A 24,875-nucleotide genomic window follows, 5' to 3' on the forward strand; every position below is an offset into this window, starting at 1 on the left:
CTCTCTACGCTGTGGCCATGCTGAGAAACGCGGTGCAGTCCTTCTTGGCCGTGCCGCGTGCGCCGGATCCGCCTCGGCGGGTCTGGCGTGACTGGGCGCTGGTCGCCGTACTGCTTCCCACGGCAGTCCTCGAGGGTGTACTGCGAGAGGACGTCCCCTGGCGACCAGTCGCGCTGGTGCTCGCCGTCGGGTCGATCCTCGCGCTGCTGTGGCGGCGTACTCATCCGCTGACGGTGCCGGCCGTCGTGTTCGGCGTCGTGACGCTGGGAAGCGTTGTCAGCCTGATCAGCGATCTGCCGCCGATCGGTCTCAACACGATGGTCGCCGTGATCCTGCTGCCCTACTCGCTCGTCCGGTGGGGCTCTGGACGGGAGATCGGGATCGGGCTGCTGATCCTCCTGATCGCCTTGGTCACGGGCAGCGCGGCCGAGTACAACGGCCTCGGCGAGGCCATCGCCGGGGGCGTCTTCCTGTTCTTCCCGGCGACGCTCGGCCATGGCGTTCGGTACTGGACGACCTCCCGGCTGCAGGAGCGCGAAGAGATGCGGCTGCGAGAGCGCGAGCTCCTCGCCCGCGAGCTGCACGACACGGTCGCCCACCATGTGTCGGCCATCGCGATCCGGGCCCAGGCCGGCCGCGTCGTCGCCGCGACCGATCCGTCGGCTGCCGTCGACGCGCTGCTGGTGATCGAGGCGGAGGCGTCGCGTACCCTCGCCGAGATGCGCGTCATGGTGGGCAATCTGCGGGAGGACGAGGCGGCCTCCATGGCCCCGCCCCAGGGGGTGGCCGACCTCGAGCGCCTGGTCCGCAGCGTCGGGGACCGGCCGCGGGTCGAGCTGGAACTGACCGGCGATCTCGCGGACCTGCAGCCTGCCGTCGGTGCGGCGGTCTACCGGATCGCCCAGGAGTCGATCACCAACGCGGTCCGGCACGCGCGCCACGCCACCCGGATCGATGTCCGGGTCGCGGGGGAGGAGCACTGCGTGAGGCTGACCGTCCGCGACGACGGAGATGCCGGCGCCAGCGCCTGGAACTCCTCCGGGTACGGGCTGGTCGGGATGACCGAGCGGGCGACGCTGCTGGGCGGCTCCTTCGAGGCCGGGCCCGGACCGGACCGCGGCTGGACCGTCGAAGCGGTGCTGCCGAGGTCGGGCGCGGCCAGATGACGATCCGCGTGCTGGTCGCGGACGACCAGGAACTCATCCGTACCGGGTTGTCGATGATCCTCGGCGCACAGCCGGGCATCGAGGTGGTCGGTCAGGCGGTCGACGGCATCGAGGCGGTGGCGCTCGCGCGCCGGCTCCGCCCGGACGTGTGCTTGTTCGACATCAGGATGCCCGGCCTGGACGGGATCGCGGCGACCCGCGAGCTGGCCGGACCCGACGTCGCCGAACCGCTCGCTGTCGTGGTGATCACGACCTTCGATCTCGACGAGTATGTCCACGGCGCGCTGAAGGCGGGTGCGCGCGGATTCCTGCTGAAGGACGCCGGTCCCGAGCTCCTCGTCCAGGCGATCCACGCCGCCGCCGAGGGCGATGCCCTGATCGCGCCGAGAATCACCGCGCGGCTGCTCGCGGCCTTCTCCGACACCCGGCTCGGCCGGCCGCCGGTTCAGCCCGTCGAACCGCTCACCAGCCGCGAGGAAGAGGTGCTGATCACCGTGGCGCGCGGCCGGACCAACTCCGAGATCGCCGCCGAGCTGCACATCAGCCTCAGCACCGTGAAGACCCACCTGGCGAGCGTGATGGCCAAGCTCGGCGCCCGCAACCGGGTCGAGATCGTCATGTGGGCCTACGAAACCGGCCGCGTCACCCGCTGAACCTGGTGTCCTCGGTCTCCCACCAAGCCGTCCACGGCCTCGACATCTGCAGGTTGTTGACCAGCCGGACCACCCGGACGGCGTACACAGCAGCGACGACCGACAGCACGGCGCTGCCGATCGAGAAGCTCGCCATCCTGAGGAGATCACCCGCGGCCGGGTTGTCTGGCGTGCTCGGAGCGGCAAGGTCGAGCAGGTTGCTGCCGATCCAGGTGGCCCACCAGATCAGGACGATGCCGCTCGTCTCCTCCGGCAGGCGGTCGGCGTGCGGCGACGTCCGCGGCGAACTGGCCGCGACGACGTCGTCGACGATCTGCTTGGGGTACCAGAGGCTGATGACCGGCACGAACCACCCACCGATCACCCACCCGCGGCCATGCCGGTGCGGCGCCCTGCAGAACATCTCCGCGTTGGCGCGAACCTGCCGCAGCCAGCTGATGAACGTGACGGCCGCGGCGACCAGGGCAACCGCGAAGACCGCCACGAGCGGGACGTTGACCTCGGCCTGATAGCTGCGCGGGTCGTCCTGGTAGCTCAGGTAGTTCTGCCAGTCCGTGAGCGCGAGCAGCAGTTGGGCGAACGCCACGACGCAGACGAGGATCGACGCTGCCGTGCCGAGCGGACCAGCTTTCATTGCATCCCCCTGTGGTGCTGGTACGTGATGCGGGGAACCCTAGTCGCACCCGGGTGCAGGGGCGGCTGGGCTCATTGGCGACAATGGCGGGGTGACCGAGACGAAGCCGAAGGCGCGCGAGCTGAACAATGTGATCCGCTACACCATGTGGTCGGTGTTCAAGGTGGAGACGCCGCTCGGCGACGCGAACCGGGACGAGCTCGCGGCCGAGCTGGCCGAACAGCTGGGCAAGCTGGCGGCGGACGAGGACGTGGTGATCCGCGGCTGGTACGACGTCGAGGGCTTCCGCGCCGACGCCGACTTCATGGTCTGGTGGCACGCCCCGACGTCCGACGCGCTGCAGAAGGCCTACCACGTACTGCGCCGCTCGCGGCTCGGCCGGCACCTCGCGCCGATCTGGTCGCAGTTCGCGCTGCACCGGCCGGCGGAGTTCAACAAGAGCCACATCCCGGCGTTCCTGGCCGACGAGGAGGCGCGCGGCTACGTGTGCGTCTACCCGTTCGTCCGGTCGTACGAGTGGTACCTGCTGCCCGACGAGGAGCGCCGGTTCATGCTCGCCGAGCACGGCAAGATGGCGCGCACCTACCCCGACGTACGGGCGAACACGGTCGCGTCGTTCGCGCTCGGCGACTACGAGTGGATGCTGGCCTTCGAGGCGGACGAGCTGCACCGGATGGTCGACCTGATGCGCGACCTGCGGGCCTCGACCGCTCGCCGGCACGTGCGCGAGGAGGTCCCCTTCTACACCGGCAAGCGGACCGAGCTGAGTGATCTCGTCGCGAACCTGGCCTGACCGATGGAGCGCAAAGCCTTCCCGGTGCTGTACGTGAACAGCGTCCGCCGGTCGCTCGAGTTCTACGCCCTGCTCGGCTACGAGTCGCGGTACCAGTTCCCGCTGGAAGGCGAGCCGCACTACGTCGGTCTGGAGCGCGGCGAGTCCTCACTGGGCATCGCCGACTCGGGCTGGCCCGAGGCGCAGCTCGGCATCACCGTCGGCACCGCTCCACGCTTCGAACTCTTCGTGTACGTCGATGCCGTCGAGGCGACCGTCGAGGCCTTCCGCGCCGCCGGTTACACCGTGCTCCAGGAGCCGGCCACGATGCCGTGGGGCGAACGCCAGGCCTACGTCTCCGACCCGGACAACAACCCGGTCGCCCTGGCCACCCCGATCTGACCCCTTACTGCGACGGACGTGAGCCGCGGGAACTGAGGTACCGGATGGGGCGAATCAAGCTCCGGTAGAAGGGCCGCACCACTCGGCCGGGCAGCAAGCCGTGCCGCTCCTCTTCCCAAACCCTGCCTCTGGGATGGCTCCTGATCACTGGGCCTTCGGTGATCGGCGGAGCGGCGGTCAGCAGCTCGATGCGGGACAGGTGCTTGATGTTGAAATACCCGTACTGCCTGGGGCTGACCAGGCGAACCGGTGCGCCGTGATCACTGTCGAGCGGCCGGCCGTTGAGATTCACGGCGATCAGTACGTCGTCCGCCAGGATGTCGCCGATCGTCAACGCGCCTTCGTGCCCGTCGAGTCCACGGCACCCGACATGCGTGATGGTGGCGCCGGGGCGGAGTACCGGTTCGAGATGAGCCCGGTAGAACGTCTCGAACAACACGCCCTCCCAGAGCAGATCGGTCGCCGACCAGCCCGCCACACAGTGGAAGTCGGCCCGGATCTCCTTGCGGGGCAGGGCGGAGAGCTCGGCCAGCGGCAGGTCGAACTCCCCGGTCACCGCCCCGCGCACCTCGATCACCGGGTCGACCGGAACAGCCGGCGGAGGCTTCGACAGATGTGTCCCGAACCGCGGAAACCCCTCGACCCGCCGCTGCCCCGGAGGCAGCCCACCTTGTCCCATGCCCGAAGCATCCCGCACTCCGCCCACCCCGGCTTCCCCCATCAGAGGGAACCCGCTCCACCCCAGGAGTGGCCTCAAATCCGCATGCCGCACGCGATGCGCACGGCTAAGGGCCAGTGATGGACCAAGCCAAGGAGGGCGGCCGGTTCGCTCCACCGGTACGACGAGGCAACACGGTCCAGCGCAGGCGAAGTCTTCATGTACGTCGATGCCGTCGAGCCCACCGTCGAGACATTCCGCGCTGCTGCCCTGGGGCGAACCCCAAGCCTACATCTCCGACCCGGACAACAACCCGGTCGCCCGCTCCACCCCGATCTGACGGACTATCAATTCGTTTGCTCTAGTACTACGGCCGGAGTTCGTGATGTTCAGCGTCCGGTCGTCCGTGTCGGGCCGGACCGCCACCACTCACAAACCTCAACTGATCGCACCCGGCCAAGCGTGCACTGGCATGCGCCCGGGTGGGAACGGCAGGTTTGTGAGTGCTGGCGGTCCGGGCCTGCCGGCTAACATCACGAACTCCGGCTGTAGTACTAGGTACTATGAGCAGAAACTCTATTGTTTTGAGTTGACTTCCATGTTGAACGATATTTCTGCCTTTACGGCGGGGGATAGATCGTCAAGGAGATCGCTTCGGACTTCCAAGTCGAGCAGGCCGGCGCTTGACAAGGCGCCCATAGCCCCAGCCCTCACGATCGAGCTGCCTGAATTCTCGATTAGCATCCTGAAGGTATTCAATAGATTCGAATTAACAACCTCTGGGATTCGGGTTGGAATATGGCACAGCCATGCCTTTACCCATTCAGACTGATCCGCCGCCTGCAGGCGCACGGAAAGGTAGTCCGCTAGGTCATTCGGACCTTGCATCGCAACGCTCTCAAGGTACGCGACAATATATCGAGTTAGCTGTGGGAACCAGTTGATCACTTGGGTCAAACGATCAAATGGAACAATGGTTCGGGCGCCAGCCATTACCACTAGGCTTTCGCGTAGCAGTACTTCGGTATCGAGGTAACTGGCAGACAGGTCGCGGTCAATCAACTCCTTCGCTACTCGAAGGAAATAGCTTGTATATGTATCAGAAACTATCGGTGAATTTGTCGAAGATATTTCGTCGACAAGTTCATCCACGTCCCTGTCGTCGTAAACCAGTGACGCAACTGCCATATCCTGATTCGCGATAACTTCTAACGAGGCGGCCAGGTGTTCGTCAGTGAGGCTTTCGCCACGCGAATCAGTGAGTTGCAGAAATTCGTGCTGAAGGTGGACAGTTCTAGGAGAAACCTTGGTTACCATCTCTGCATAAGTCGAGCGTCTGAATATGAGAGTTTTGGCAGGATTCAGGCGTAATCCGGTCTCTTGAAGCAAGGACTCTAGCCTCTCAAGTCGGCCTTTGGCATCGCTAAACGACGACGCTCCCATAAGAAAATCATCCGCGTAGCGGACGTAGTCCCATCCCGCGGCGGATATCTCCAGATCAAGGGGGAGCAGGTACGTTGAGGCGAAGGCTTCGCTCGCTGCTGGGCCTTGAGGTAGACCGCGCTTGGAGCCCATAACTGCCTCAAGAAAGCATTCAACAGCGTCTGCGTAGTTACTGCTCGCCTTTAGGTAACGTCGTGCAAAGTATGTCAATAACTCGTGATCGATGCATTCGTAGAAACTCTCGATATCCGTGGCAACGATATACTTAGCTTCCCATTGGAGTGGGGCGGCCTTGAATGCAGCGTATCCTTCTGCGGTTGTGGTGGGACTGCGTGGCCATCGCACGGAAGAGGGAAGAATCTCTGTGAGTTTCGTTGACACAAGGCTGGCAAGCGCAGCGTAAATCATCCTGTCCGGCGGGCTCATCAAGGCTGCGGGGCGGGTGGTCAAGCTGGACTTTGCCGCCCGGACGAACTGCGCTGGAAGTGGTTTAGCTGCCAGTTGTTCCAGTTGGTCTGCTACAACCTCGGCGGCTCTACCTCGGAAGTCTTCTGACTCATCTTCGGCCTGATTTGGTAGAAGGTTGTTTGATCTATAGGCAAGCTCGCTCGCAGAGAGCAGGTCTTCCTTAGATATAATTCGTGGAAGAAGAATTCGCGCCCTCTCAGCCGGACCCCAGTCCATGCGATATGCAGGGATGTCGCCAGCGAGGACGTCGAGGGCATCAAGCGCGTTGTGTTCGACATGTGACCACTGATTTGTTGCTTCATTGAAAGCCCGAATGCGCTCTATGTGGATTTCAATCTCATGGCTGTTGAGACCGAGTAATTGGAGTCCCCGTAGCGCTCGGTAGACCTCGGTGGGTACAGTCTTTGGGTCAGAAATGACGAGGTCAAGAAACTGTATTGCTGACGGCAGATTGGACAGAGTCTCAGTCATCCCGGATCCATTCCTTCCGTGTGCTGACTAGCTGAAGAAGGTAGTCATCCAAGCTCATTTCGTATGCAGGTTCTATGAACCCATGATCAGGGTTGCTGGGGTCTGGGGTGTAGGCGAGCGAATCTGGCAACTTTGCCAAGGGAAATCGCCACACTGGATGCTTGCCACGTCCGCCGAGCCGAAGTGGGCGGACGTGAGGATGCATCAAGGCCGGATCGTCCGGAGTCACGCTCATACCCGCCCCGCAGGGGGAGATCACCTGTTCAGTGTTCGGATGTACATCGTATCCACTTCGCACTCCGAGGCCTCGATCATCTACAAGCGGCATTCCGTCGTCGGGGTCGACTGCCATCGCCCGGAACAGGATCGTCCCGCCGTGCGGCGGAGGACCAGGACGGCTACGTAGCGGAAGATGCTTTTGCACCGCTTTAGGCACGTGCGGATGCTACTGCGCCGGATCCGGCGGGCGGTGGGCGGCTCGCGAGACGGTCGCGCGCAGATGTGGATCCGAAGACGACCACTCGGGCCGCCATGCCTTCCACCAGTTGGTCCATGTCCTATCCGACAAGCTGGCTGGCGTCGCTCGGCGAGAACGCTTATCCGCCAACGGGCCACTCATCGTGACCATCGCACTGACGGCTATTGAGCCGCATTGGCGGCCCTCCGGACCTGGCTGGCCTGAGCGGAAGTCAGCGCGTCACCACGGACAGGGTGAATGACGCACTGATCGATGCTGGCGTTACTCCGCAGGGGCCAGCGAGAGGCTGACGGAGTTGATGCAGTAGCGGAGGTCGGTCGGGGTGCCGTAGCCCTCGCCTTCGAAGACGTGGCCCAGGTGGGAGCCGCAGTTGGCGCAGCGGACCTCGACCCGCTTCATGCCGAGGTCGTGGTCCTCGATGTACTCCACCCGGTCCTCGGCGAGCGGGGCGAAGAACGACGGCCAGCCGCAGTGCGAGTCGAACTTGGTCTCGCTGCGGAACAGTTCCGCGTCACACGCCCGGCACTTGTAGACGCCGATCGTCTTGGTGTCGGTGTACTCCCCGGTGAACGGCCGCTCGGTGCCGGCCTTGCGCAGTACCTGGAACTCCGCCGGCGACAACTGGGCGCGCCACTCCTCGTCGGACTTCTGTACGGCGTACTGCCTGGTGCTCTTGGTCATGGCTCCAGTATCTGCGGCCGGTCAACCAAAACCCCGCCCGCCCGGTCGCCGTAAGACAGCCGTGATCGCCGGGTCCTGTCCGCCCCAGTGGGACAGGCCCCGGCGACACGACTTGCTAGTTGACGCTGACGGCCGACCAGGCGGCCGCCACGGCGGCGCGCTCGGTGCTGGCCGCGCCGTACAGGTCGGTGGCCGCGTTCAGCGTCGCGGTCCGGGCCTGCGCGTACGTCGTACCGGTGGTGAAGTACACCGTCAGTGCGCGGTACCAGATCTTGGCGACCTTGGCCTGGGTGATGCCGGTCACGGTCGACCCGTTGCAAGTGGTCGAGTTGTGCGGCAGACCGCCGATGGTCTTGGCGCCGCTGCCCTCGGAGGCGAGGTAGAAGAAGTGGTTCGCCACGCCGGAGGAGTAGTGCACGTCGATGTTGCCGATCCCGGAGTACCAGCAGTCCTTGGAGTTGCCGTCCTTGCTCGGCTTGTCCATGTAGCGCAGGGCCGGGCGGTCCTTCATGATCTCTTCGCCGATGTAGTAGTCGCCCGGGTCGCTGAGGTTGTTGGAGTGGAACTCGACCGCGGTACCGAAGATGTCGCTGGTCGCCTCGTTCAGGCCACCGGACTCACCGGAGTAGGTCAGGTTCGAGGTGGCCGAGGTGACGCCGTGCGACATCTCGTGGCCGGCCACGTCGATCGAGACCAGCGGACCCGCGACGACGCCGTCACCGTCGCCGTACGTCATCTGCTTGCCGTCCCAGAAGGCGTTCACGTAGTTCGTGCCGTAGTGCACGCGGCTCGGGACGCCCTTGCCGTCGTTGAAGATGCCGTTCCGGCCGTGGTTGAGCTTGAAGTAGTCGAAGGTGGTTGCCGCGCCGTAGTGCGCGTCCACCGCCGCCGAGGCGCGGTCGGTGTTCAGGCCGTTGCCCCAGTGGTTGTCCGCGTCGAGGAACTTGACCGCGACCGGGCAGCCGATACCGAAGATCTGGCACCAGATCGAGTCGGTCTTGTTCTGCGCGTCGAGCGTCTGGCCGCCGCCCCGCACCGGGTCGGTCAGGTTGAACCCACCCGTCACCGGGGTGGTGTCGATCGGCACGGTGCCGGAGTACAGGCTCTTGCCGTCGCCGGTCGCGGTGTGGACGTGCTGCTCGGTGACGAGCTTGGCACCGGTCAGGGCGTCGATCGTGGTGGTGACGTGGCTGGGGGTGCCGTCGGCCTGGGTGCCACCACTGGCGACCCGGTAGGCGAGCCGTGGCGTGCCCTTGCGGGCCTCGATCACCAGACTCGGCTTGCCCTCGGCCTTGAGGCCGCGGGCAACCGCCTTGGCGGTGGCGGTCGCCGGGCTGACCTTCGGCGTCCGGTCGACGTCGGCGGACCGGCTGAGGGTCAGGCTGGCGTCCTTCCAAGCGCCGTCCTTGGTCTGGTGGACGACGACGTCGCCACCCAGCACGGGCAGCCCGCCGATCATCCGGTCCATCCGGACGTGGCTGGTGCCGTCGGCGTCGACGACGACGTCCTTCACCAGGAAGGTGTCGGCGCCGGTGGCCTTGAGCACCCCGAGTTTGCCGGGGATCGCGGCCTTGGCCCGGGCGACCGCGGCGGCGGGGGTCGTGCCCGGGTCTGCTGTGGGTGCGCCGGTGGCCGTGGCGGCCCCGGTCAGCCCGAGGGCGGTGGTGGTCACCACTGCGGTGGCAGCGGCGAGCAGGGCGGATTTGTTCATCCTCGTGCTCCTTCAAGAGTGTCCCGGAGGCCTCACGCCCCAGGAACGAGGTGCAGGAACGTTACCGCTCAGTCACCTAGCGTGGGTAGAGCTTGCGAAAAGTTTGCTTTCCCGCGCGCTCACCGCGTTTTTGGTCGGTGCCGGGCGGTAGCGTCGCGGCATGGCGGCGACCAAGGCAATCGAGCTGGAGATCGCGGGGCGGACGGTCCGGGTGAGCAACCCGGACAAGCCGTACTTCGCGGACCGGGGACTGACCAAGCTGGACATCGTGAACTACTTCGTCGCGGTCGGCGACGGCATCCTGGGCGCGCTCCGGGACCGGCCGACCACGCTGGAGCGCTGGCCGGGCGGCTGGTTCGAGGGCGCGAAACTGTCCACCCGGATGGACAACAAGGGCGACGCGTTCTACCAGAAGCGGGTCGCCAAGGGCGCGCCCGACTGGGTCGAGACGGCGACGATCAAGTTCCCCAGCGGCCGGCCAGCTGACGAGGTCTGCCCGACCGAGCTGGCCGTGGTGGCCTGGGCAGCCAACCTCGGCACGCTGACCTTCCACCCCTGGCCGGTCCGGCGCCCCCACCTGGACTCACCCGACCAACTGCGGATCGACCTCGATCCTCAGCCCGGCACGGACTTCAAGAGCGCCGCGGTGGTCGCTCCGGTACTGCGTGAGTTGCTGGCCGAGCACGGTCTCGAGGGCTACCCCAAGACCTCGGGCGGTCGCGGGCTGCACGTCTATGTCCCGATCGAGCCGCGCTGGGACTTCGTCCAGGCCAGGCGCGCGGTTATCGCGCTCGGCCGCGAACTGTCCCGCCGGATGCCCGACCAGGTCACGGTGAACTGGTGGAAGGAGGAGCGCGGCGAACGCGTCTTCATCGACTACAACCAGATGGCCCGCGACCGCACGATCGCCTCGGCGTACTCCGTCCGTCCCAACGCTCGGGCTCGCGTGTCGGCGCCGCTGCGGTGGGAGGAGGTCTCCGAGGTGGAGCCGGACGACTTCGACGTACTGACCATGCCGGCCCGGTTCGCCGAGGTCGGGGACCTGCACGCGGCCGTCGGCGAGAAGGCGTTCTCACTGGAGTCGCTGCTCGACCTGTCCGCCAAGCACGAACGCGACTTCGGCGAAGGCGACCTGCCGTATCCACCGGAGTACCCGAAGATGCCCGGTGAGCCGAAACGGGTCCAGCCGTCGAAGGACCGCGACCGCCCGAAGGATCCGCCGGACTAGGCGGTCAGATCGCGCGGAGGGCGCCGCCGTCGATCGGGATGATGGCGCCCGTCAGGTACGACGCGGCGGGGGAGAGCACGAAGGCGGCGACCCGGCCGAACTCGTCGGGCATGCCGTAGCGGCGGAGCGGGATCGTCTTCTCCGCGGCGCGGCGGGCCGCGTCCGGGTCGCCGGACTTGCCGTCGAGCTCCTTCAGCCGGTCGGTCGCGATCCGGCCGGGCATCAGGCCGTTGACCCGGACGCCGTTCGGCCCCAGCTCGTCGGCCAGAGTCTTGGCCACCATCGCGAGGCCCGGACGCAGGCCGTTGGAGATCGCCAGGCCGGTGATCGGCGACTTCACCGAGGACGAGAGCACGAAGGCGATCGACGTCCCGTCGCTACCGGCTCGCGCGACCGAGCGCGCGATCCGCAGCCCGCCGAGGAAAACGCTGTCGAAGGCCGCCCGCCAGTCGTCCTCCTCGGTGTCCATCGCGGTCCCGGGCCGGGGCCCGCCGACGCTGATCAGCGCGCCGTGCAAGGCGCCCCACTTGGCGATAGCGGTCGCGGCCAGCCGCTCGGCGCTCTCCGGGTCGGCGTTGTCGACCGGGATGCCGACGACCTGGTCGCCGAGCTCGGCCGCCGCCCGGGAGATCGACTCCTCGTTGCGGCTGGAGATCACCAGCCGGGCTCCTTCGGCGGCCAGGGCTTTCGCGGTAGCGAAGCCGAGCCCACCACTGGCACCGGTGACGATGTAGATGCGATCGCGAAGTCCGAGGTCCACGGCACCATCCTGCCTCAGACCGCGACATCCCGCGCCGACACGCCCGTGGTGGCCGCAGGCAACGGCCACCCGGTACTACGAATCCGCCGTACTCCGCTGCGATTCGTCCGATTTCGTTGCGGAAGGCAACGAATCGTCGGGCTCGGACCGGGCTTCCGTCACGTCGCGCCGGGAGAAGTAGATCAGCCCGCCGAGGGCCATCAGCGCGAAGAAGAACCACTGCAGCGCATAGAAGAAGTGCGGCCCGTTGTCGATCTGCGGCCCGGGGAAGCCGCGGAAAGCGGGGTCGTTGGCGGGGACCTGCTGCTCCACCGTCAGATACCCGTCGTACAGATTCAGCCCGAGGGCCTTGGCGAACTCGGGTCCGTTGATGAGCCGAGCGGTGCCGTCGCTCGGCGTACCGCCGGTGGTGTTTCCGCCACGCTCGCTGCGGCGCAGCCGGCCGGTGACCGTGACCTCACCGGACGGTACGGCGGGGATGTTGCTCGGGGCCAGTTCAGCACCCTGCCGAGGCAGGAAGCCACGGTCGACGAGGACCGCGGTGCCGTCGGACAGGAGCAGAGGAGTGACGATCTCGAAGCCGGGCCGGTCGTCCACGTTCCGATAGCGCAGGACGACCTGCTTGGACGCGTCGTAGCGCCCTGTGACCACAGCGGTACGCCAGTCGTGCTGTTCGCCGACCACCCGCTGCGGACCGACGATCTCGGCCAGCGGAGCCGGCGGCGCGGCCAGATTCGTCCGCGTGATCCCGTTGTGCGACTTGCGGGAATCCAGCCGGTGCAGCTGCCACCGGCCGAGCTCCACACAGGCTCCGGCCAGGGCGAGGATCACCAACGCGGCGGCGATCCACCGGGGATTCATCAGACGACGCACGGTTCGAACTTAAGCCATCCACCGAAACGCCCCACCCTCGGCTGCCCACGGCGACGTAGGCTGGGCACGTGACAGCGCCCAGCACCTCCCACTCAGGCCTGGCCGACAACTTCGGCAGGGTCGCCACTGACCTGCGCGTGTCGTTGACCGACCGCTGCAACCTGCGCTGCACCTACTGCATGCCCGAGGAAGGTCTGGACTGGCTGGCCAAGCCCGAGCTGCTGACCGACGACGAGATCGTCCGGCTGGTCTCGATCGCCGTCACCCACCTGGGCGTCGACGAGATCCGCTTCACCGGCGGCGAGCCACTGCTGCGCCGCGGCCTGGTCGGCATAGTCTCCCGTACTACGCAACTCCAGCCCCGCCCGCAGGTCTCGCTGACCACCAACGGGATCGGCCTGGCCCGGCAGGCGGAGGCGTTGCGCGACGCCGGACTGGACCGGGTGAATGTGAGCCTCGACACCATCCGGCAGGACACTTTCCTGCAGATGACCAGGCGGGACCGGCTCAAGGACGTGCTGGCCGGCCTTGCGGCGGCTCACGAAGCCGGACTTGCGCCGGTGAAGGTCAACGCCGTCCTGATGCGGGGCGTGAACGACGACCAGGCGCCCGAACTGCTCCAGTTCTGTCTCGACCACGGCTACGAGCTGCGCTTCATCGAGCAGATGCCGCTGGACGCCCAGCACGGCTGGAGCCGGGACCAGATGATCACCGCCGACGAGATCCTCGAGATGCTCGGCGAGCGCTTCGGCCTGGCCGCGACCGACGCGGAGAGCCGGGGGAGCGCTCCGGCCGAGTCGTTCACCGTGCACGGCGGGCCGGCCACGGTCGGCATCATCGCGAGCGTCACGCGTCCGTTCTGCGGCGACTGCGACCGGGTCCGGCTGACCGCCGACGGTCAGGTGCGCGACTGCCTGTTCGCCCGGACCGAGTCGGACCTCCGGACGGCGCTGCGCGCCGGCGCCGGCGACGAGGAACTCGCGGACCGCTGGCGGCGCGCGATGCGGGGCAAACTGCCCGGCCACGGGATCAACGACCCGAGCTTTCTGCAGCCGGTCCGGCCGATGTCCGCGATCGGCGGCTGACCGGCATCACCGGCCGGCCAGTGATGCTGGTCCGCGCCATTCTGAACCGGAAATTTACTTTTTCTGCTGTAACGCCCGCCGAAGGTCCCGGATTCAGCCCGGGAATGGCTCCACCTCGCGCAGGAAAGAACGCGCGCCGAGGAAGTCGGACAGGCTCTGCTTGTGCTCGTCACAGGCCAGCCAGGTCTTGCGCCGGTCGGGCGTGTGGATCTTCGGGTTGTTCCACAACAGGGCCCAGGTGGCCGGCTTGCCGCATCCCCTTGCAGAGCAGACGGACGCCAGTCCCTCATCGGGCGGGGTTTCACTCACGGCAGGGTCTCCTGAGGGGCATTCCGGTCGGTCCCGGCAATTGTTCCTGACCACTCAATAATCAATAGCCTGGGCAAAATGAAGCGACGTCGGACAGCCACGGGGGGAGCCGTCCGACGCCGCATCAAGTCTCTGAATTTCATCCATGCACTTCAGAGCACGCGGGAGATTCTGACACGGATCCATCGTGAGAATCCAGTCCCGACGCAGATCACTTTTTGGTGTCGCGTTCCGGACCCAGTTCGGGCCGGGCCGGCGGTACGTAGACGTCGGCTCCGGACACCTTCGCGGTCCGTCGCGCATTGGCCAGGACAACGGCCACCGACGGCAGGAGAACGGCGCCGACCAGCAGGATCCAGCGCCACGGTGAAGGGGTCAGGACTGCGCCGACAAAACACACCACCCGCAGCGACATCATCCAGGCGTACCGGAAGATGCGACTCTCCAGGTCCTCCGACCGGCCGGGCTGCGCACTGGTCACCGAGATGACCGTTTCGTCCGCCCGTCCACGACCCCGCTTATGACGCTGTGGCATCTATTCTCCTCACCAACACCAACGGTACGCCGCCACGGAAGTCGCGGCGCACCCAGGCGAAGGAGAACACTGATGACCGATCGCACCTACCGCGTCACCGAGATCGTCGGCACCTCCAAGGAGGGCGTCGACGCGGCGATCACGAACGCGATCACCCGGGCCGGCGAGACGCTGCGGCACCTGGACTGGTTCGAGGTGACCCAGATCCGCGGCCACATCGTCGACAACGCGATCGACCACTACCAGGTCGGTCTGAAGGTCGGCTTCCGGCTCGAAGACTCCTGACCTGAGCTGTACTGCGAACCGCCGGGGCCGCCCGGTTCGCAGTACCAGCCGGGGCGGGAGATACCGTTCGTGCGGCAGAGCCCGTGCGGGCGGCAGTCGGTTGAGTGAGGAGATGGAAACGTGGCGAGATCGGTACTGGTCACCGGCGGGAACCGGGGCATCGGCCTGGCCATCGCGACCGCCTTCAAGGAGGGGGGCGACCAGGTCGCCGTCACCTACCGCAGCGGTGAACCGCCGGAGGGCTTTCTCGGCGTGAAGTGCGATGTCACGGACGCCGAGCAGGTGGACGCCGCGTTCGACACCATCGCGGCCGAGCACGGCCCGGTCGAGGTACTGATCGCGAACGCCGGCATCACCCGCGACACGCTGCTGCTGCGGATGTCCGACGAGGACTGGGACGCCGTCATCCAGACCAACCTGACCGGCTCCTTCCGGGTCGCCCGGCGGGCCGCCAAGGGCATGCTGCGCCTGCGTCGCGGCCGGATCGTCTTCATCTCCTCGGTGGTCGGCATGCTCGGCTCGCCCGGCCAGGTGAACTACGCCGCCAGCAAGTCCGGCCTGATCGGGATGGCCCGCTCGATGGCGCGTGAGCTCGGCAGCCGCGGCATCACCACCAACGTGGTCGCGCCCGGCTTCGTCGAGACCGACATGACCGCGGTCCTGCCGGAAGAGACCCAGAAGCAGTACCTGAGCCAGATCCCGCTCGGCCGGTTCGGCCGGACCGAGGAGATCGCCCAGGCCGTCCGCTGGATTTCGTCCGAGGAAGCTGGGTACATCACCGGCGCGGTGATCCCGGTCGACGGCGGCATCGGCATGGGCAACTAACTCTCTCTACTACTTCTAGAAAGGGAATGCCGGTGGGCATCCTCGACGGCAAGCGCATCCTGGTCGCGGGCGTCACGCTCGACTCCTCGATCGGTTTCGCGACCGCCAAGGTGGCGCAGGAACAAGGCGCCACGGTGCTGATCTCGAACTTCGGCCGGGCCCTGAGCATCACCAGACGGATCGCCAAACGGCTGCCCGTCGAACCGCCCGTCCTCGAGCTGGACGTCACCGACGCCGAGCACCTGGCGGCGCTGCCGGACGCGGTCCGCGAGCACGTCGACGGCCTGGACGGCGTCGTGCACTCCATTGCCTACGGCAACCCGGAGACGATCCTCGGCGGCAAGTTCCTCGACGGTCCGTGGGAAGACGTGTCGCAGGCGGTACACGTCTCGGCGTACAGCCTGAAGTCGCTGGCGGTGACGTGTGCTCCGTTGATGAGCCGCGGTGGCAGCATCGTCGGCCTGACCTTCGACGCGACGGTGGCCTGGCCGGGCTACGACTGGATGGGTGTCGCGAAGGCGGCACTGGAGTCGACCTCGCGCTACCTGGCGCGTGATCTGGGTGCGCAGGGGATTCGCTGCAACCTGGTCTCGGCCGGACCGTTGAAGACGCTGGCCGCGAAGGCGATCCCGGGCTTCGAGAAGTTCGAGGAGCCGTGGCTGGACCGGGCCCCGCTGGGCTGGGACCCGTCCGACCTGGAGCCGACCGGCAAGACGATCGTCGGCCTGCTCAGCGACTTCTTCCCCTCCACCACCGGCGAGATCATCCACGTCGACGGCGGCTACCACGCGATGGGTGCCTAGTGGCCAGCTCCTTGGTAGAGCTCCGCGTCCTGGACGGAGCCAACCTCTACTTCAGTCGTGCGGCGGTCAAGCTCACGCTCGATCTGACCGCACTCATCGACGCACCGGCGCCGGCGGCGAAGGCGTACGCATCGGCGCTCGGGCTGGGCGCGACCCGGCCGGGGCGGATCGGCTCCGGATTCCGGCAGCGGTTCGCCGTCCGGGTCGTCGGGCACATCGTCCGGCGGATCGCCCGCGAGGCCGGGATCGGGCGGATCGGCGTACGGGTGCGGTCGGGGACCGACGTGCACGAGCTCGTGGTGGCGTACCCGTGGGCGCATGAAGGCCGCGCCCGGGCCCTCGCCGCGGCAATCGTCGAGGTCGTCGACGCGTTCGGCACCGACGAGCTGCCCGAGGTGATCGCGGCCGTCGGCGACCGGGTCCGGAGCGAGCCGGCCGGCAACGCCCCGCCGACGCTGCGGCCGAAGATCCCCGTCGTCGCCGTCACCGGCACGAACGGCAAGACGACTACCTCGCGGATGATCGCGCACATCGGTCGCGCGGCCGGCCTGCACACCGGCTGGTCCAGCACCGACGGCGTGTACTTCGACGGCGAGCTGGTCAAGTACGGCGACTTCTCCGGTCCGAGCGGCGCCGGCCAGGTGCTCTCGCAGCCAGGTGTCCAGCTGGCCGTCACCGAGACGGCTCGCGGAGGCATCCTGCGTCGCGGCGTCGGCGTGGCCTACAACGACGTCTCCGTGGTCACCAACGTCACCGCCGATCACCTCGGTCTGGGCGGCATCGACACCGTCGACCAGCTCGCCGAGGTGAAGGCCGTGATCACCAAGATCACCCGGCCACGCGGCTGGTGCGTGGTGAACGGCGACGATCCGCGGACGTTCGCGATGCGGCTCGACTCGCCGGCCAAGTGCTGGGTGTTCTCCCGCGATCCCGACTCGCCGTCGATCCGGACCGTGCTCGACGAGGGCGGCCGGGCCACCACGGTGCTGGACGGATTCATCACCGTGCTCGACCAGTCCAGCGACGCCGAGCCGCTGCTGAAGGTCGTCGACGTCCCGATGACGCTGTCCGGGCTGTCGCACTACAACGTCGAGAACGCGCTCGCCGCCGCCTCGGCCGCCCTGGGCCTCGGGCTGCCGCGGGCCGCGGTGATCGAAGGGCTGAGCACGTTCTCGCCGGCCGAGAACAACCCGGGCCGGATGAACATGTACTCGGTCCGCGACTTCACCGTCGTGATCGACCTCGCGCACAACGAGGCCGGGCTGGAAGCGCTGCTGGAGATCATGAACGGCGTGCGCCAGCCAGGTGGACGACTGCTGCTGGCGCTGGGCTCACCGGGGGACCGGGCCGACGAGATGGTCATCGCGATGGGTGCGATCGGCGCCCGTGGCGCGGACCGGGTGGTGATCGGGCACAAGGGCGAGTACCTGCGCGGCCGGCCGCCGGAGGAGCTGGAAGCGGTCTTCCGCGAAGGCACCAGCTCCGTCGGTGTCGACGACGTACCGGCCTTCCCGACCGAGCTCGAGGCGGCACAGGCACTCGTCCGCGAGGCGCAGCCGGGTGACGTGGTCGCGGTGATGTCCCTGCAGGATCGGGCGAGTCTTGACGCCTGGTTGCGGTCCGAGGGGGCTACCGTCGATAACCCGGAGACCTTGAAGGCGAAGGTCGAACGAGCACAGCACTGATACCCCCGGGACCCCACCCGCCCCGGGGCGGAACGGGGTTCCCATGCGCTATTTGTGGTCGATACCGGCGGCGGTCCTCGCCTGGTTCGTGGCCGGCTTCGCGCCGACGTACCTGAAGGGGCTGCCGGCCGGCTCGACCACGTTCGTCGGGACCCGGCTGGATCTGCTCGTGCTGGGCGGATTCACCGGGGGAGTGCTGGCGGGACTGATCATCGGGCGAGTCCGGATCGCGGTGCCGCTGGTCGCGGTCGTTGCCGGGGGCGCCTGGTGGCTGAGTGGGCATTCTCTGTCTGCCAAGGACTTGCTGGCCACGTTGCTGGTGGCAAGCGTTCTCGGAGCCGCATTCGGTGCCCTGGGCACCCGTAGTACGGTGCTCGCCGCCTTCGCGTTGTCCGTCCCGGTGGCCTGGTACGCGTTGCGTCCCGCCAACGAGTTGGCGGACTGGCTCTGGCTGTGGCAACTCAACGGCCTGCTCGTCGCGATCGGCCTCACCATCGTCCTGTACGTCGCTTGCTGGCGGCGCGGCTGGCCATCGGCGTACTCCTGGCTGCCGTTGACCGCGTTCTACCTGGTGTCGTTCGCGATCGTCGAGGGTGTGCAGGCAGTCAGCTCCGCGAAGGGCCGGTCGACGGACGAGATCGCCGACGCAGGCACCGACGCGTTCTTCAAGACGTTCGAGCCGATCCTGCGCGAGTACTGGCCGTGGCTGGTCCTCGCCATCCTGCTCGCCATCCCGATGGTCGCGCTCAAGGTGCGAGCCCTTCCTCCGCTGCCACCTGCCAGCACGTCCGACGACGGTCGCGGCAACGACGCAGTACTGTCCGATGATCTCGACTGGATCGACCGGGAGGAACCGAAGCGCCGTCTCCTCCCGGTCCTCCGCAGCCGCCGGCCGCTAGCCGAGGACGACCCGCAGGATGGCGCCGTTGGTCTCGCTGATCAGCCACAGGGAGCCCTCCGCGGCCGGAGTGATGGTCCGCAGCCGGCCCTGCTGATTGGTGAAGGAAGCGACGGGTGAGCCGTTGCGGGCGCCGCCCTTGACCGGTATCGCCCAGAGCCGCTGACCACGCAACGCTGCCATCCACAGAGTGCTGCTGGCGAAGGCGAGGCCGGACGGTGACGCCTCGGCGGTCGACCAGGTCGCCTGCGGGTTGATGAACCGCGAGTCGTCCGCACTTGATGTCACCTAGGGTGATGATCAGCTCACCCTCCGGCGTTAGGTCAACAGGGTTTGGCCGAGCCAGGAGCCCGGCTTGAAGCCTGGTGGGATTACGAAGGCGGCTGAGCCGATGGTGGTGGTCCAGTCGTTGAGGGCGTCCGCCGCGTCGAGACGGGCCAGGAGTGGGAGGAACTGGCTGACCAGGTCGGCCTGGTAGCTGAGGAAGATCAGGCCCGACTCGCGGGTGGCTCCGGTGTCCTGGACGTAGTTGAGCCCCTTGCGGAAGATCCGTCGGCCGTCGTTCTCCGAGTGGTGGGACAGTCGCGAGTGGGCGTTCGCCGCGATGACCAGGCGGCCATCGGCGTCGCGCGCTTCCAGGTCCAGCTCGTCGTGCTCGGCCACCCCGGTCAATGGGGCGCCGTTCGACAGCTTCCGCCCGATCACGCGCTCCTGCTCCGAACGCGTCAGCTCGTCCCAGGTGTCGAGGTTGAGCTTGATCCGGCGGACGACCAGGGTGGTGCTGCCATCGGCGGCCCACACCGTGCTGTCGAACTCCTGCGTACCGGGCGAAGGGTTGCCAGTGCCGTCGACCTGGTTGAACAGATTCCTCCCGGTGACCGGCTTGCCGTCCGGCCCGGTGCTGTTCCAGAACCCGGTCTGCCGCCACGCGGGTTTCGCGAAAGGCGCCGCGTCAGCCACCAGTCGCCGTACGGCGTGGACGACCGAGACCGCGTCATCGGCACCGACCAGGATCAGCAGGTCGCCGCCACTCCAGCCTGGCTGCAGCCGGTCATGCGACATCACCGGTACTTCGCTGAAGCCCCGCGGCTTGGCGAGTCCCGGCAGGGTGAACACCTTCGGGCCGAAGCCGACCGTCACGGTCAGCGCGACGCCGGGAACGGCCAGCTCGGGAGCCGTGTCGCCAGGTGCAGGACGACCGGCGCTCAGGGCCACGATGTCGTTGGTCCAAAGCCGCATCAGCCGGCCGAGTGCTGCCTTGTCGGTGGTCGGCAGCAGATTGAGGGCAACCAGCTCGGCATGCTTCGGCGACGTGGCTGCGACGGCCGGCTGGTGGTCGCCGTACGGATCGATGTCTCGGGCAACAACCGGCTGAGGCTTGTCGTTGCCTAGCGCAACGACTCCGCCAGTGGCAGCGGCGCCCGCGGCGGCGGCTCCGGCGTACCCGAACAGCTGCCGCCGGGACGGGCGTCCGGTCAAGAGGCCGGGCTGGGTGTCGTCGACGGGTGGTAGTGCTCTTCCTCTTCGGTGAAGGCCTTCACCGGCACGGTCAGGTCATGTGAGGAACCGTCGGAAAACTTCAAGGTCAGCGGTACTTCGTCGCCTGGCTTCAGCGGCTGCTTGAGGCCCATCAGCATGACGTGGTCACCGCTGGGCGCGAGATGCGCGTGCGACTCGGCCGGCACCTTGATGCCACCGGTCTTCTCCTGCATCACCATCTTGCCGTCCTTCATCGACATCTCGTGCAGCTGCACCAGGCCGGCCACCGGAGAGGTTGCCGAGGTCAACGAGATTTCGCTCTTGCCCGGGTTGGTCAGTGCCATGAAGGCCGCCGTCATGGTGGTGTCCCTGGCGCCGACGGTCGCGCGCACCCAGGCATCCGCGACCAGGACGCCGGGCGTCGTCGCGGCGGCCGCTTCGGTCTTGGGCTCGGACGAACCGCAGGAGCTCAACAGGAGGGGCAGGGCAACGACCAGACCGGTCATCAGCAGCAGCTTTGTCTTCACGGACAGGCCAACGACGCTTGCCCTACCCGAGTTCCCACCGGCGGGGACACTCGGTGTGTCCCCGCTCACGAAGCGTCTATTCCGTGGGGTCCTCGGCCTCCGGCTCCGACTTCACGTAGTCCGGATCGCCGCCCTCGTCACCGGAGCGAGCACCGGCCTGGGCGAGGTGGGACACGGACTCGAGGTGCGACAGCACCCGCTGGTGCTGGTCGACGCAGAGCACCACCAGGTCGCCGGGGTTCGACCGCGACAACGCGTGCTGGACCGCGGTCAGCTCCTCGAGCACGATCTCGACCTGACGGCAGCGAGCGCCGTTGTCCATCGCCGTCCGCACGCCCTCGGCGACCAGTTCCGCCGTACCGCCGCGCTGGCGGCCGCGCAGCCGCGCGTCCTCCCGCACGATCACCACGTCGAAGTGGTGCGCGGCGACCTCACCGAGCTCCCGCATGTCGTCGTCGCGCCGGTCACCCGCGGTCGCGATCACGCCGATCCGCGACGACCGGCCGAGCTCGGACGAGGCGTTCAGGCTCTCGCCGAGCTTGTCGACGAAGTCGCCGAGCATCCGCATCGCGGGCGCGTTGTGGCAGTAGTCGACGATCACCGTCCGGCCGTCGACGACGATCTCGTTCAGCCGGCCGGGGGACAGGTAGTACGAGGTGTTGAAGGTGCGCAGGCCTTGCCGGATGTCGTGCAGCGGCGCGCCCGCGGCGAAGGCGGCGGCCGCGGCGGCCATCGCGTTCTGCACGTTCATCATCGCCCGGCCGCCGAACGTTGCCGGCAGCAAGTGGGTCCAGGCCAGCTGCATCGACCGCCGGCCGTGTTTCATGATGATCATGTCGCCCAGGTCGGACCGCTCCAGGACGACCGCCCGGCCACCGCGCCGGCAGTGCCCCTCGATGTAGTCGCGGACCTCGGTGCCCGCCTCGGCGATGCTGAACCAGACCACCTCGCCCGAGCACTTGCGGCGCATCTTGCGGACCAGCGGGTCGTCGGCGTTCAGTACTGCGAAGCCGTTGCGCGGTACCGCCTCGACCAGCACGGCCTTCACATCGGCCAGCTGGTCGAGGGTGTCGACGCCGCGCATGCCCAGGTGGTCGGGCTGGATGTTCAGCACGACGGCGACGTCGTTGCGCTCGTACCCGAGGCCTTCGCGCAGGATCCCGCCGCGGGCCACCTCGAACACCGCGAAGTCGACCCGCGGGTTCTGCAGCACCATCCGGGCGGACTTCGGCCCGGACGCGTCCGACCGGATCACCAGCCGCTCGTCGATCACGATGCCGTCGGTCGAGGTCATCCCGACCTTGCGGCCCATCCCCTTGAAGACGTGGCTGATCATCCGCGAGGTGGTGGTCTTGCCGTTCGTCCCGGTCACCGCGACGATCGGGATCCGGCTGGTCGCCCCTGGCGGGAACAGCATGTCGACGACGGGTTTGGCGATGTACTGCGGGTCGCCGATCGTCGGGTTGGTGTGCATCCGGAAGCCCGGTGCCGCGTTCACCTCGCAGATCGCGCCACCGGTCTCGCGGACCGGCTGGGTGATGTCGGGGCAGATGAAGTCGATGCCGGCGATGTCCAGCCCGATCATCCGGGCCGCCTCCTCGGCGATCTCGACGTTCTCCGGGTGCGCCTCGAAGGTGCGGTCGATCGAGATTCCGCCGGTGGACATGTTGCCGGTGAGCGTCAGCTTCACCATCGTGTCCTCGGGCGGTACGTCGTCCAGCTCGAAGCCCTGCGACCTGACCAGGTCGCGAGCGGCCTGGTTCACCGTGATCCGGGTCAGGATCTTCTCGTGCCCGACACCACGGCGCGGGTCGGCGTTGGTGATCTCGACCAGCTCGGCCACCGTGTGCACGCCGTCACCGACCACGTGCGCCGGCACCCGCTCGGCGATCGCCTCCATCCGCCCGTTGATGATCAGGCAGCGGTAGTCCTTGCCGGTGACGAAGTTCTCGACGATCACCGAACCCCGCCGGGACTGCTCGGCGGCGATCGGGAAGGCCTCGCGGACCGCGTCGGCGTCCTGCAGGTTCAGGCAGACACCACGGCCGTGGTTGCCGTCCAGCGGCTTGCAGACGACCGGGTAGCCGATCTTGTTGGCCACCGCGACGGCGTCCTCGACCGAACGGACCGAGTCCGACCTCGGCACCGGCAGGCCCGCCGAGGCGAGCAGCCGCGTGGTCAGGTCCTTGTCGCTGGCCACGTCGACCGCGATCGAACCGGTCTCCGACGTCATCGTGGCGCGGATCCGCTTCGCGTGCACACCCTGGCCGAGCTGCACCAGGCTGGCCTTGTTCAGCCGGATCCACGGGATGTCGCGGGACACCGCCTCGTCGACGATCGCCTGGGTCGACGGACCGAAGGCGCTCCGCTCGGCCTGCCGGATGAACTTCTCCAGCTCGGTGGTGAAGTCGAAGTCCGGTGTGGGCTGGACGAGGTAGTTCACGAACCGGATGGCCAGCTCACCGGCGGCCAGCCCGACGCCCTCGTCGGCGTACGAGTAGATGATGTTGTACCGGCCGGGCACGCCCTTCACCTGACGGGTCTTGCCGCGCCGCATGTCGTGGCCGGCCTCCTGCTGCAGTTGCAGCGAGACGTGTTCGGCGATGTGGCCGAGCCAGGTGCCTTCGTGCAGCCGCTCGATGAAACCACCGCGACGGCCACGCGAGCAGTGGTGCTGGTCGAGGCGGGGCAAGTACTCGAGCAGGCGCTCGGTGAACCCGTCGATGGTGTTCGACGGGAACTGCTCCAGCGATCCGAGGTCGACAACCAGGTGGATCGCCGGCTCATAGCTCCAGATGTTCGGCCCGCGATAGACACGCGTCTCGATGATCTTCAGATCCGGGCTCGGAGTCCCGTGGGTGGGCTCAAGGGCGGCGGTATCAGTCATTCGTTCCCACTGTCTGCTAGTGGCTGGGAGTCTGGTCGGCTGAGTTCGGCGGCCGCGCTCAGAGGCTCGGTCGCCTCCGGTCTGGACTGGGTCGCGGCCGACGATCTGGACTTCGTCGACGCGGCCGCCTTCTTCGACGGATCGACCGCCTTCGCCGTACGACGGCCGGCCCGCCGCTTGCGCTCGGCGTAGTACGCCGGGGAGACGCCCTCGGCGGCGATTTCTTTGGCCAGCTTGCGCAGATCCGCCTCGGCGGCCTCGATCGAGGCGATCTCCTCGGCCGGCGGTTGCTTGCCGTACGACAGCAGCACTCGCGCCTTCAGGTCGAAGGTCGCGGTGGCCGGAAGCACGTGCAGGACCACACCGGAGGCAAGGATCGCCTCGGAGCGGCTGGCGTAGTGCGCGTTGGAGGTGATCCTGCTGCCGTCGAAGATCGTCACCGCACCACGCCCGACGACCTCCAGATGAGAGCCCCGTACGACGGCCGCGGTGTCCTCGTCGACGCCGATCCCGAGCAGCCCGGGGGACTGCGCGACGAGCGAGAGCAACCGTCCGTACCGATTGCGCTGGGCGAAGTGCTGGTCCACGATCGCGCCCTGGACCAGGCCGAGACCGCCGGCCAGCTGGCTCATCCGCTGCCGCGGGGTCGCGCCGGAGCGGCCGAAGGCGATCATGTGCTCGGCCAGGATGCTCGCGCCGGCCGACGTACCACCGACCGCGGCACCCCGCGCATGGGCTTCGGTGACGGCTCGGCCGAACGCAGTACCGGTGACCACACCACTCAGTTTGAGCTGGTTCCCGCCGGTCATGAAAATGCCGGTGGCGTTGGTCAGCGGCTCGATGAACGCGGGATCGTCGGCGTCCTCGCGGTTCTCCGGCCGGACCCCGACCACGCTGGCCGCGCCGAGAGCGGCGAACAGGGCGGAGTACACATCGATCACGTCCGGCCCGAGCGCGGAGGCGGTCGGAACCACCACGATCCGCGCCTTCGGCCCGCCGGCCGCCTCGACGAACTCCTGCAGAACCAGCCGCTTCTTCAGCTTGTCCTCGGCCCCACCGATGGCGAACAGGGCACCCGGCCCGCTCGTCGTCACCCCAACCTGCTGTTCTGACATAGCCGAAGAATAGGTGCTCCACCCTCCGGACGCCCTCAGTGCAT

General features: G+C 67.5%; 24 protein-coding genes and 1 pseudogene. 11 read left to right on the top strand and 14 right to left on the bottom strand.

Features of this window, described 5'->3' with window-relative positions; translation table 11 throughout:
• The first annotated feature begins 17 nt into the window (after positions 1–17).
• A complete protein-coding gene (locus AB0F51_RS02705) occupies positions 18–1,166 on the top strand; it encodes a histidine kinase (RefSeq protein WP_360272976.1) in 1,149 nt (382 codons plus the stop codon).
• Positions 1,163–1,819, top strand: a complete 657-nt coding sequence (locus AB0F51_RS02710) for a response regulator transcription factor (protein WP_360272978.1) — start codon at positions 1,163–1,165, stop codon at positions 1,817–1,819. Before AB0F51_RS02705 ends, AB0F51_RS02710 begins: the two co-directional genes overlap by 4 nt.
• Here the strand turns inward: AB0F51_RS02710 and AB0F51_RS02715 are convergent.
• Positions 1,809–2,453 carry a DUF4328 domain-containing protein gene (locus AB0F51_RS02715; RefSeq protein ID WP_360272980.1) on the bottom strand — a complete coding sequence of 215 codons (645 nt, stop codon included), beginning with the start codon at positions 2,451–2,453 and terminating at the stop codon, positions 1,809–1,811. The two genes, AB0F51_RS02710 and AB0F51_RS02715, sit on opposite strands and share 11 nt — an antisense overlap.
• Before the next feature lie 91 nt (positions 2,454–2,544).
• Between AB0F51_RS02715 and hemQ the strand changes: the two genes are divergently transcribed.
• Both hemQ and AB0F51_RS02725 read left to right on the top strand, forming a co-directional pair.
• Positions 2,545–3,246 carry a hydrogen peroxide-dependent heme synthase gene (gene hemQ / locus AB0F51_RS02720; protein WP_360272983.1) on the top strand — a complete coding sequence of 234 codons (702 nt, stop codon included), beginning with the start codon at positions 2,545–2,547 and terminating at the stop codon, positions 3,244–3,246.
• A gap of 3 nt (positions 3,247–3,249) precedes the next feature.
• Entirely contained in the window at positions 3,250–3,627 is a 378-nt protein-coding gene (locus AB0F51_RS02725; protein WP_360272985.1) for a VOC family protein, read from the top strand.
• 4 nt (positions 3,628–3,631) lie between these two features.
• Here the strand turns inward: AB0F51_RS02725 and AB0F51_RS02730 are convergent, their stop codons facing one another.
• From AB0F51_RS02730 to AB0F51_RS02745, 4 genes are all read right to left on the bottom strand, one after another.
• The gene (locus AB0F51_RS02730) at positions 3,632–4,306 is read right to left on the bottom strand and encodes a molybdopterin-dependent oxidoreductase (RefSeq protein WP_360272988.1); all 675 of its coding nucleotides are present in this window, start codon (positions 4,304–4,306) and stop codon (positions 3,632–3,634) included.
• Between the two features lie 555 nt (positions 4,307–4,861).
• Positions 4,862–6,667 (bottom strand): RNA-directed DNA polymerase, encoded by a 1,806-nt coding sequence (locus AB0F51_RS02735; protein WP_360272991.1) that lies wholly within the window; start codon positions 6,665–6,667, stop codon positions 4,862–4,864.
• Positions 6,668–7,406: 739 nt separating this feature from the next.
• On the bottom strand, positions 7,407–7,826 hold the full coding sequence (gene msrB, locus AB0F51_RS02740; protein ID WP_360272994.1) for a peptide-methionine (R)-S-oxide reductase MsrB: 420 nt from the start codon (positions 7,824–7,826) through the stop codon (positions 7,407–7,409).
• A 115-nt stretch (positions 7,827–7,941) separates the two neighbouring features.
• Positions 7,942–9,537, bottom strand: coding sequence for a M4 family metallopeptidase (locus AB0F51_RS02745; RefSeq protein WP_360272996.1), 1,596 nt, complete (start codon positions 9,535–9,537; stop codon positions 7,942–7,944).
• 160 nt (positions 9,538–9,697) lie between these two features.
• Here AB0F51_RS02745 and ligD point away from each other — a divergent pair, with 160 nt between their 5' ends.
• Positions 9,698–10,765, top strand: coding sequence for a non-homologous end-joining DNA ligase (gene ligD, locus AB0F51_RS02750; protein WP_360272998.1), 1,068 nt, complete (start codon positions 9,698–9,700; stop codon positions 10,763–10,765).
• Between the two features lie 4 nt (positions 10,766–10,769).
• Here the strand turns inward: ligD and AB0F51_RS02755 are convergent, their stop codons facing one another.
• Both AB0F51_RS02755 and AB0F51_RS02760 read right to left on the bottom strand, forming a co-directional pair.
• The gene (locus AB0F51_RS02755) at positions 10,770–11,525 is read right to left on the bottom strand and encodes an SDR family oxidoreductase (RefSeq protein ID WP_360273001.1); all 756 of its coding nucleotides are present in this window, start codon (positions 11,523–11,525) and stop codon (positions 10,770–10,772) included.
• 75 nt (positions 11,526–11,600) lie between these two features.
• Complete coding sequence (locus tag AB0F51_RS02760) at positions 11,601–12,398, bottom strand: SURF1 family protein (protein ID WP_360273004.1); 798 nt, start codon at positions 12,396–12,398, stop codon at positions 11,601–11,603.
• 68 nt (positions 12,399–12,466) lie between these two features.
• Between AB0F51_RS02760 and moaA the strand changes: the two genes are divergently transcribed.
• Positions 12,467–13,483, top strand: coding sequence for a GTP 3',8-cyclase MoaA (gene moaA, locus AB0F51_RS02765; protein ID WP_360273007.1), 1,017 nt, complete (start codon positions 12,467–12,469; stop codon positions 13,481–13,483).
• 93 nt (positions 13,484–13,576) lie between these two features.
• Here the strand turns inward: moaA and AB0F51_RS02770 are convergent, their stop codons facing one another.
• Entirely contained in the window at positions 13,577–13,792 is a 216-nt protein-coding gene (locus tag AB0F51_RS02770) for a hypothetical protein (RefSeq protein WP_360273010.1), read from the bottom strand.
• A gap of 211 nt (positions 13,793–14,003) precedes the next feature.
• Positions 14,004–14,327, bottom strand: a complete 324-nt coding sequence (locus AB0F51_RS02775; protein ID WP_360273013.1) for a DUF3099 domain-containing protein — start codon at positions 14,325–14,327, stop codon at positions 14,004–14,006.
• Positions 14,328–14,399: 72 nt separating this feature from the next.
• Between AB0F51_RS02775 and AB0F51_RS02780 the strand changes: the two genes are divergently transcribed.
• The 5 genes from AB0F51_RS02780 to AB0F51_RS02800 all read left to right on the top strand — a co-directional run bounded on the left by AB0F51_RS02780 (position 14,400) and on the right by AB0F51_RS02800 (position 18,943).
• Positions 14,400–14,612, top strand: coding sequence for a dodecin (locus tag AB0F51_RS02780; RefSeq protein ID WP_020386292.1), 213 nt, complete (start codon positions 14,400–14,402; stop codon positions 14,610–14,612).
• Between the two features lie 120 nt (positions 14,613–14,732).
• Positions 14,733–15,437 (top strand): 3-oxoacyl-[acyl-carrier-protein] reductase, encoded by a 705-nt coding sequence (fabG, locus tag AB0F51_RS02785; RefSeq protein ID WP_360273016.1) that lies wholly within the window; start codon positions 14,733–14,735, stop codon positions 15,435–15,437.
• Positions 15,438–15,463: 26 nt separating this feature from the next.
• Positions 15,464–16,240 (top strand): enoyl-ACP reductase FabI, encoded by a 777-nt coding sequence (gene fabI, locus AB0F51_RS02790; protein ID WP_360273019.1) that lies wholly within the window; start codon positions 15,464–15,466, stop codon positions 16,238–16,240.
• Positions 16,240–17,925: a Mur ligase family protein gene (locus AB0F51_RS02795; protein ID WP_360273021.1), complete on the top strand. Its 1,686-nt coding sequence runs from the start codon at positions 16,240–16,242 to the stop codon at positions 17,923–17,925. The genes fabI and AB0F51_RS02795 overlap by 1 nt, the downstream gene beginning before the upstream one ends.
• 43 nt (positions 17,926–17,968) lie before the next feature.
• Entirely contained in the window at positions 17,969–18,943 is a 975-nt protein-coding gene (locus tag AB0F51_RS02800) for a hypothetical protein (RefSeq protein ID WP_360273024.1), read from the top strand.
• Here AB0F51_RS02800 and AB0F51_RS02805 read toward each other — a convergent pair.
• From AB0F51_RS02805 to AB0F51_RS02825, 5 genes and pseudogenes are all read right to left on the bottom strand, one after another.
• A pseudogene (locus AB0F51_RS02805) lies at positions 18,896–19,111 on the bottom strand (PQQ-dependent sugar dehydrogenase); the annotation flags it as partial. The gene AB0F51_RS02800 and the pseudogene AB0F51_RS02805 sit on opposite strands and share 48 nt — an antisense overlap.
• 30 nt (positions 19,112–19,141) lie before the next feature.
• The gene (locus AB0F51_RS02810; protein ID WP_360273027.1) at positions 19,142–20,302 is read right to left on the bottom strand and encodes a Dyp-type peroxidase; all 1,161 of its coding nucleotides are present in this window, start codon (positions 20,300–20,302) and stop codon (positions 19,142–19,144) included.
• Entirely contained in the window at positions 20,299–20,829 is a 531-nt protein-coding gene (locus tag AB0F51_RS02815; RefSeq protein WP_360273030.1) for a copper chaperone PCu(A)C, read from the bottom strand. The genes AB0F51_RS02810 and AB0F51_RS02815 overlap by 4 nt, the downstream gene beginning before the upstream one ends.
• A 76-nt stretch (positions 20,830–20,905) precedes the next feature.
• Entirely contained in the window at positions 20,906–23,716 is a 2,811-nt protein-coding gene (gene cphA, locus AB0F51_RS02820) for a cyanophycin synthetase (protein ID WP_360273033.1), read from the bottom strand.
• Positions 23,713–24,831, bottom strand: a complete 1,119-nt coding sequence (locus AB0F51_RS02825; protein WP_360273036.1) for a cyanophycinase — start codon at positions 24,829–24,831, stop codon at positions 23,713–23,715. Before AB0F51_RS02825 ends, cphA begins: the two co-directional genes overlap by 4 nt.
• Positions 24,832–24,875 lie beyond the last annotated feature (44 nt).

Source organism: Kribbella sp. NPDC023855 (genome assembly GCF_040639475.1).
GTDB lineage: Bacteria > Actinomycetota > Actinomycetes > Propionibacteriales > Kribbellaceae > Kribbella.

Excerpts from the sequence above, each read along its gene's own strand:
- AB0F51_RS02780 (WP_020386292.1), top strand. The coding sequence starts at position 14,400 with ATGACCGATCGCACCTACCGCGTCACCGAGATCGTCGGCACCTCCAAG.
- AB0F51_RS02800 (WP_360273024.1), top strand. The coding sequence starts at position 17,969 with ATGCGCTATTTGTGGTCGATACCGGCGGCGGTCCTCGCCTGGTTCGTG.
- AB0F51_RS02710 (WP_360272978.1), top strand. The coding sequence starts at position 1,163 with ATGACGATCCGCGTGCTGGTCGCGGACGACCAGGAACTCATCCGTACC.
- AB0F51_RS02725 (WP_360272985.1), top strand. The coding sequence starts at position 3,250 with ATGGAGCGCAAAGCCTTCCCGGTGCTGTACGTGAACAGCGTCCGCCGG.
- fabI (WP_360273019.1), top strand. The coding sequence starts at position 15,464 with ATGCCGGTGGGCATCCTCGACGGCAAGCGCATCCTGGTCGCGGGCGTC.
- AB0F51_RS02775 (WP_360273013.1), bottom strand. The coding sequence starts at position 14,327 with ATGCCACAGCGTCATAAGCGGGGTCGTGGACGGGCGGACGAAACGGTC.
- ligD (WP_360272998.1), top strand. The coding sequence starts at position 9,698 with ATGGCGGCGACCAAGGCAATCGAGCTGGAGATCGCGGGGCGGACGGTC.
- cphA (WP_360273033.1), bottom strand. The coding sequence starts at position 23,716 with ATGACTGATACCGCCGCCCTTGAGCCCACCCACGGGACTCCGAGCCCG.
- AB0F51_RS02825 (WP_360273036.1), bottom strand. The coding sequence starts at position 24,831 with ATGTCAGAACAGCAGGTTGGGGTGACGACGAGCGGGCCGGGTGCCCTG.
- AB0F51_RS02730 (WP_360272988.1), bottom strand. The coding sequence starts at position 4,306 with ATGGGACAAGGTGGGCTGCCTCCGGGGCAGCGGCGGGTCGAGGGGTTT.
- AB0F51_RS02745 (WP_360272996.1), bottom strand. The coding sequence starts at position 9,537 with ATGAACAAATCCGCCCTGCTCGCCGCTGCCACCGCAGTGGTGACCACC.
- AB0F51_RS02705 (WP_360272976.1), top strand. The coding sequence starts at position 18 with ATGCTGAGAAACGCGGTGCAGTCCTTCTTGGCCGTGCCGCGTGCGCCG.
- AB0F51_RS02715 (WP_360272980.1), bottom strand. The coding sequence starts at position 2,453 with ATGAAAGCTGGTCCGCTCGGCACGGCAGCGTCGATCCTCGTCTGCGTC.
- msrB (WP_360272994.1), bottom strand. The coding sequence starts at position 7,826 with ATGACCAAGAGCACCAGGCAGTACGCCGTACAGAAGTCCGACGAGGAG.
- AB0F51_RS02735 (WP_360272991.1), bottom strand. The coding sequence starts at position 6,667 with ATGACTGAGACTCTGTCCAATCTGCCGTCAGCAATACAGTTTCTTGAC.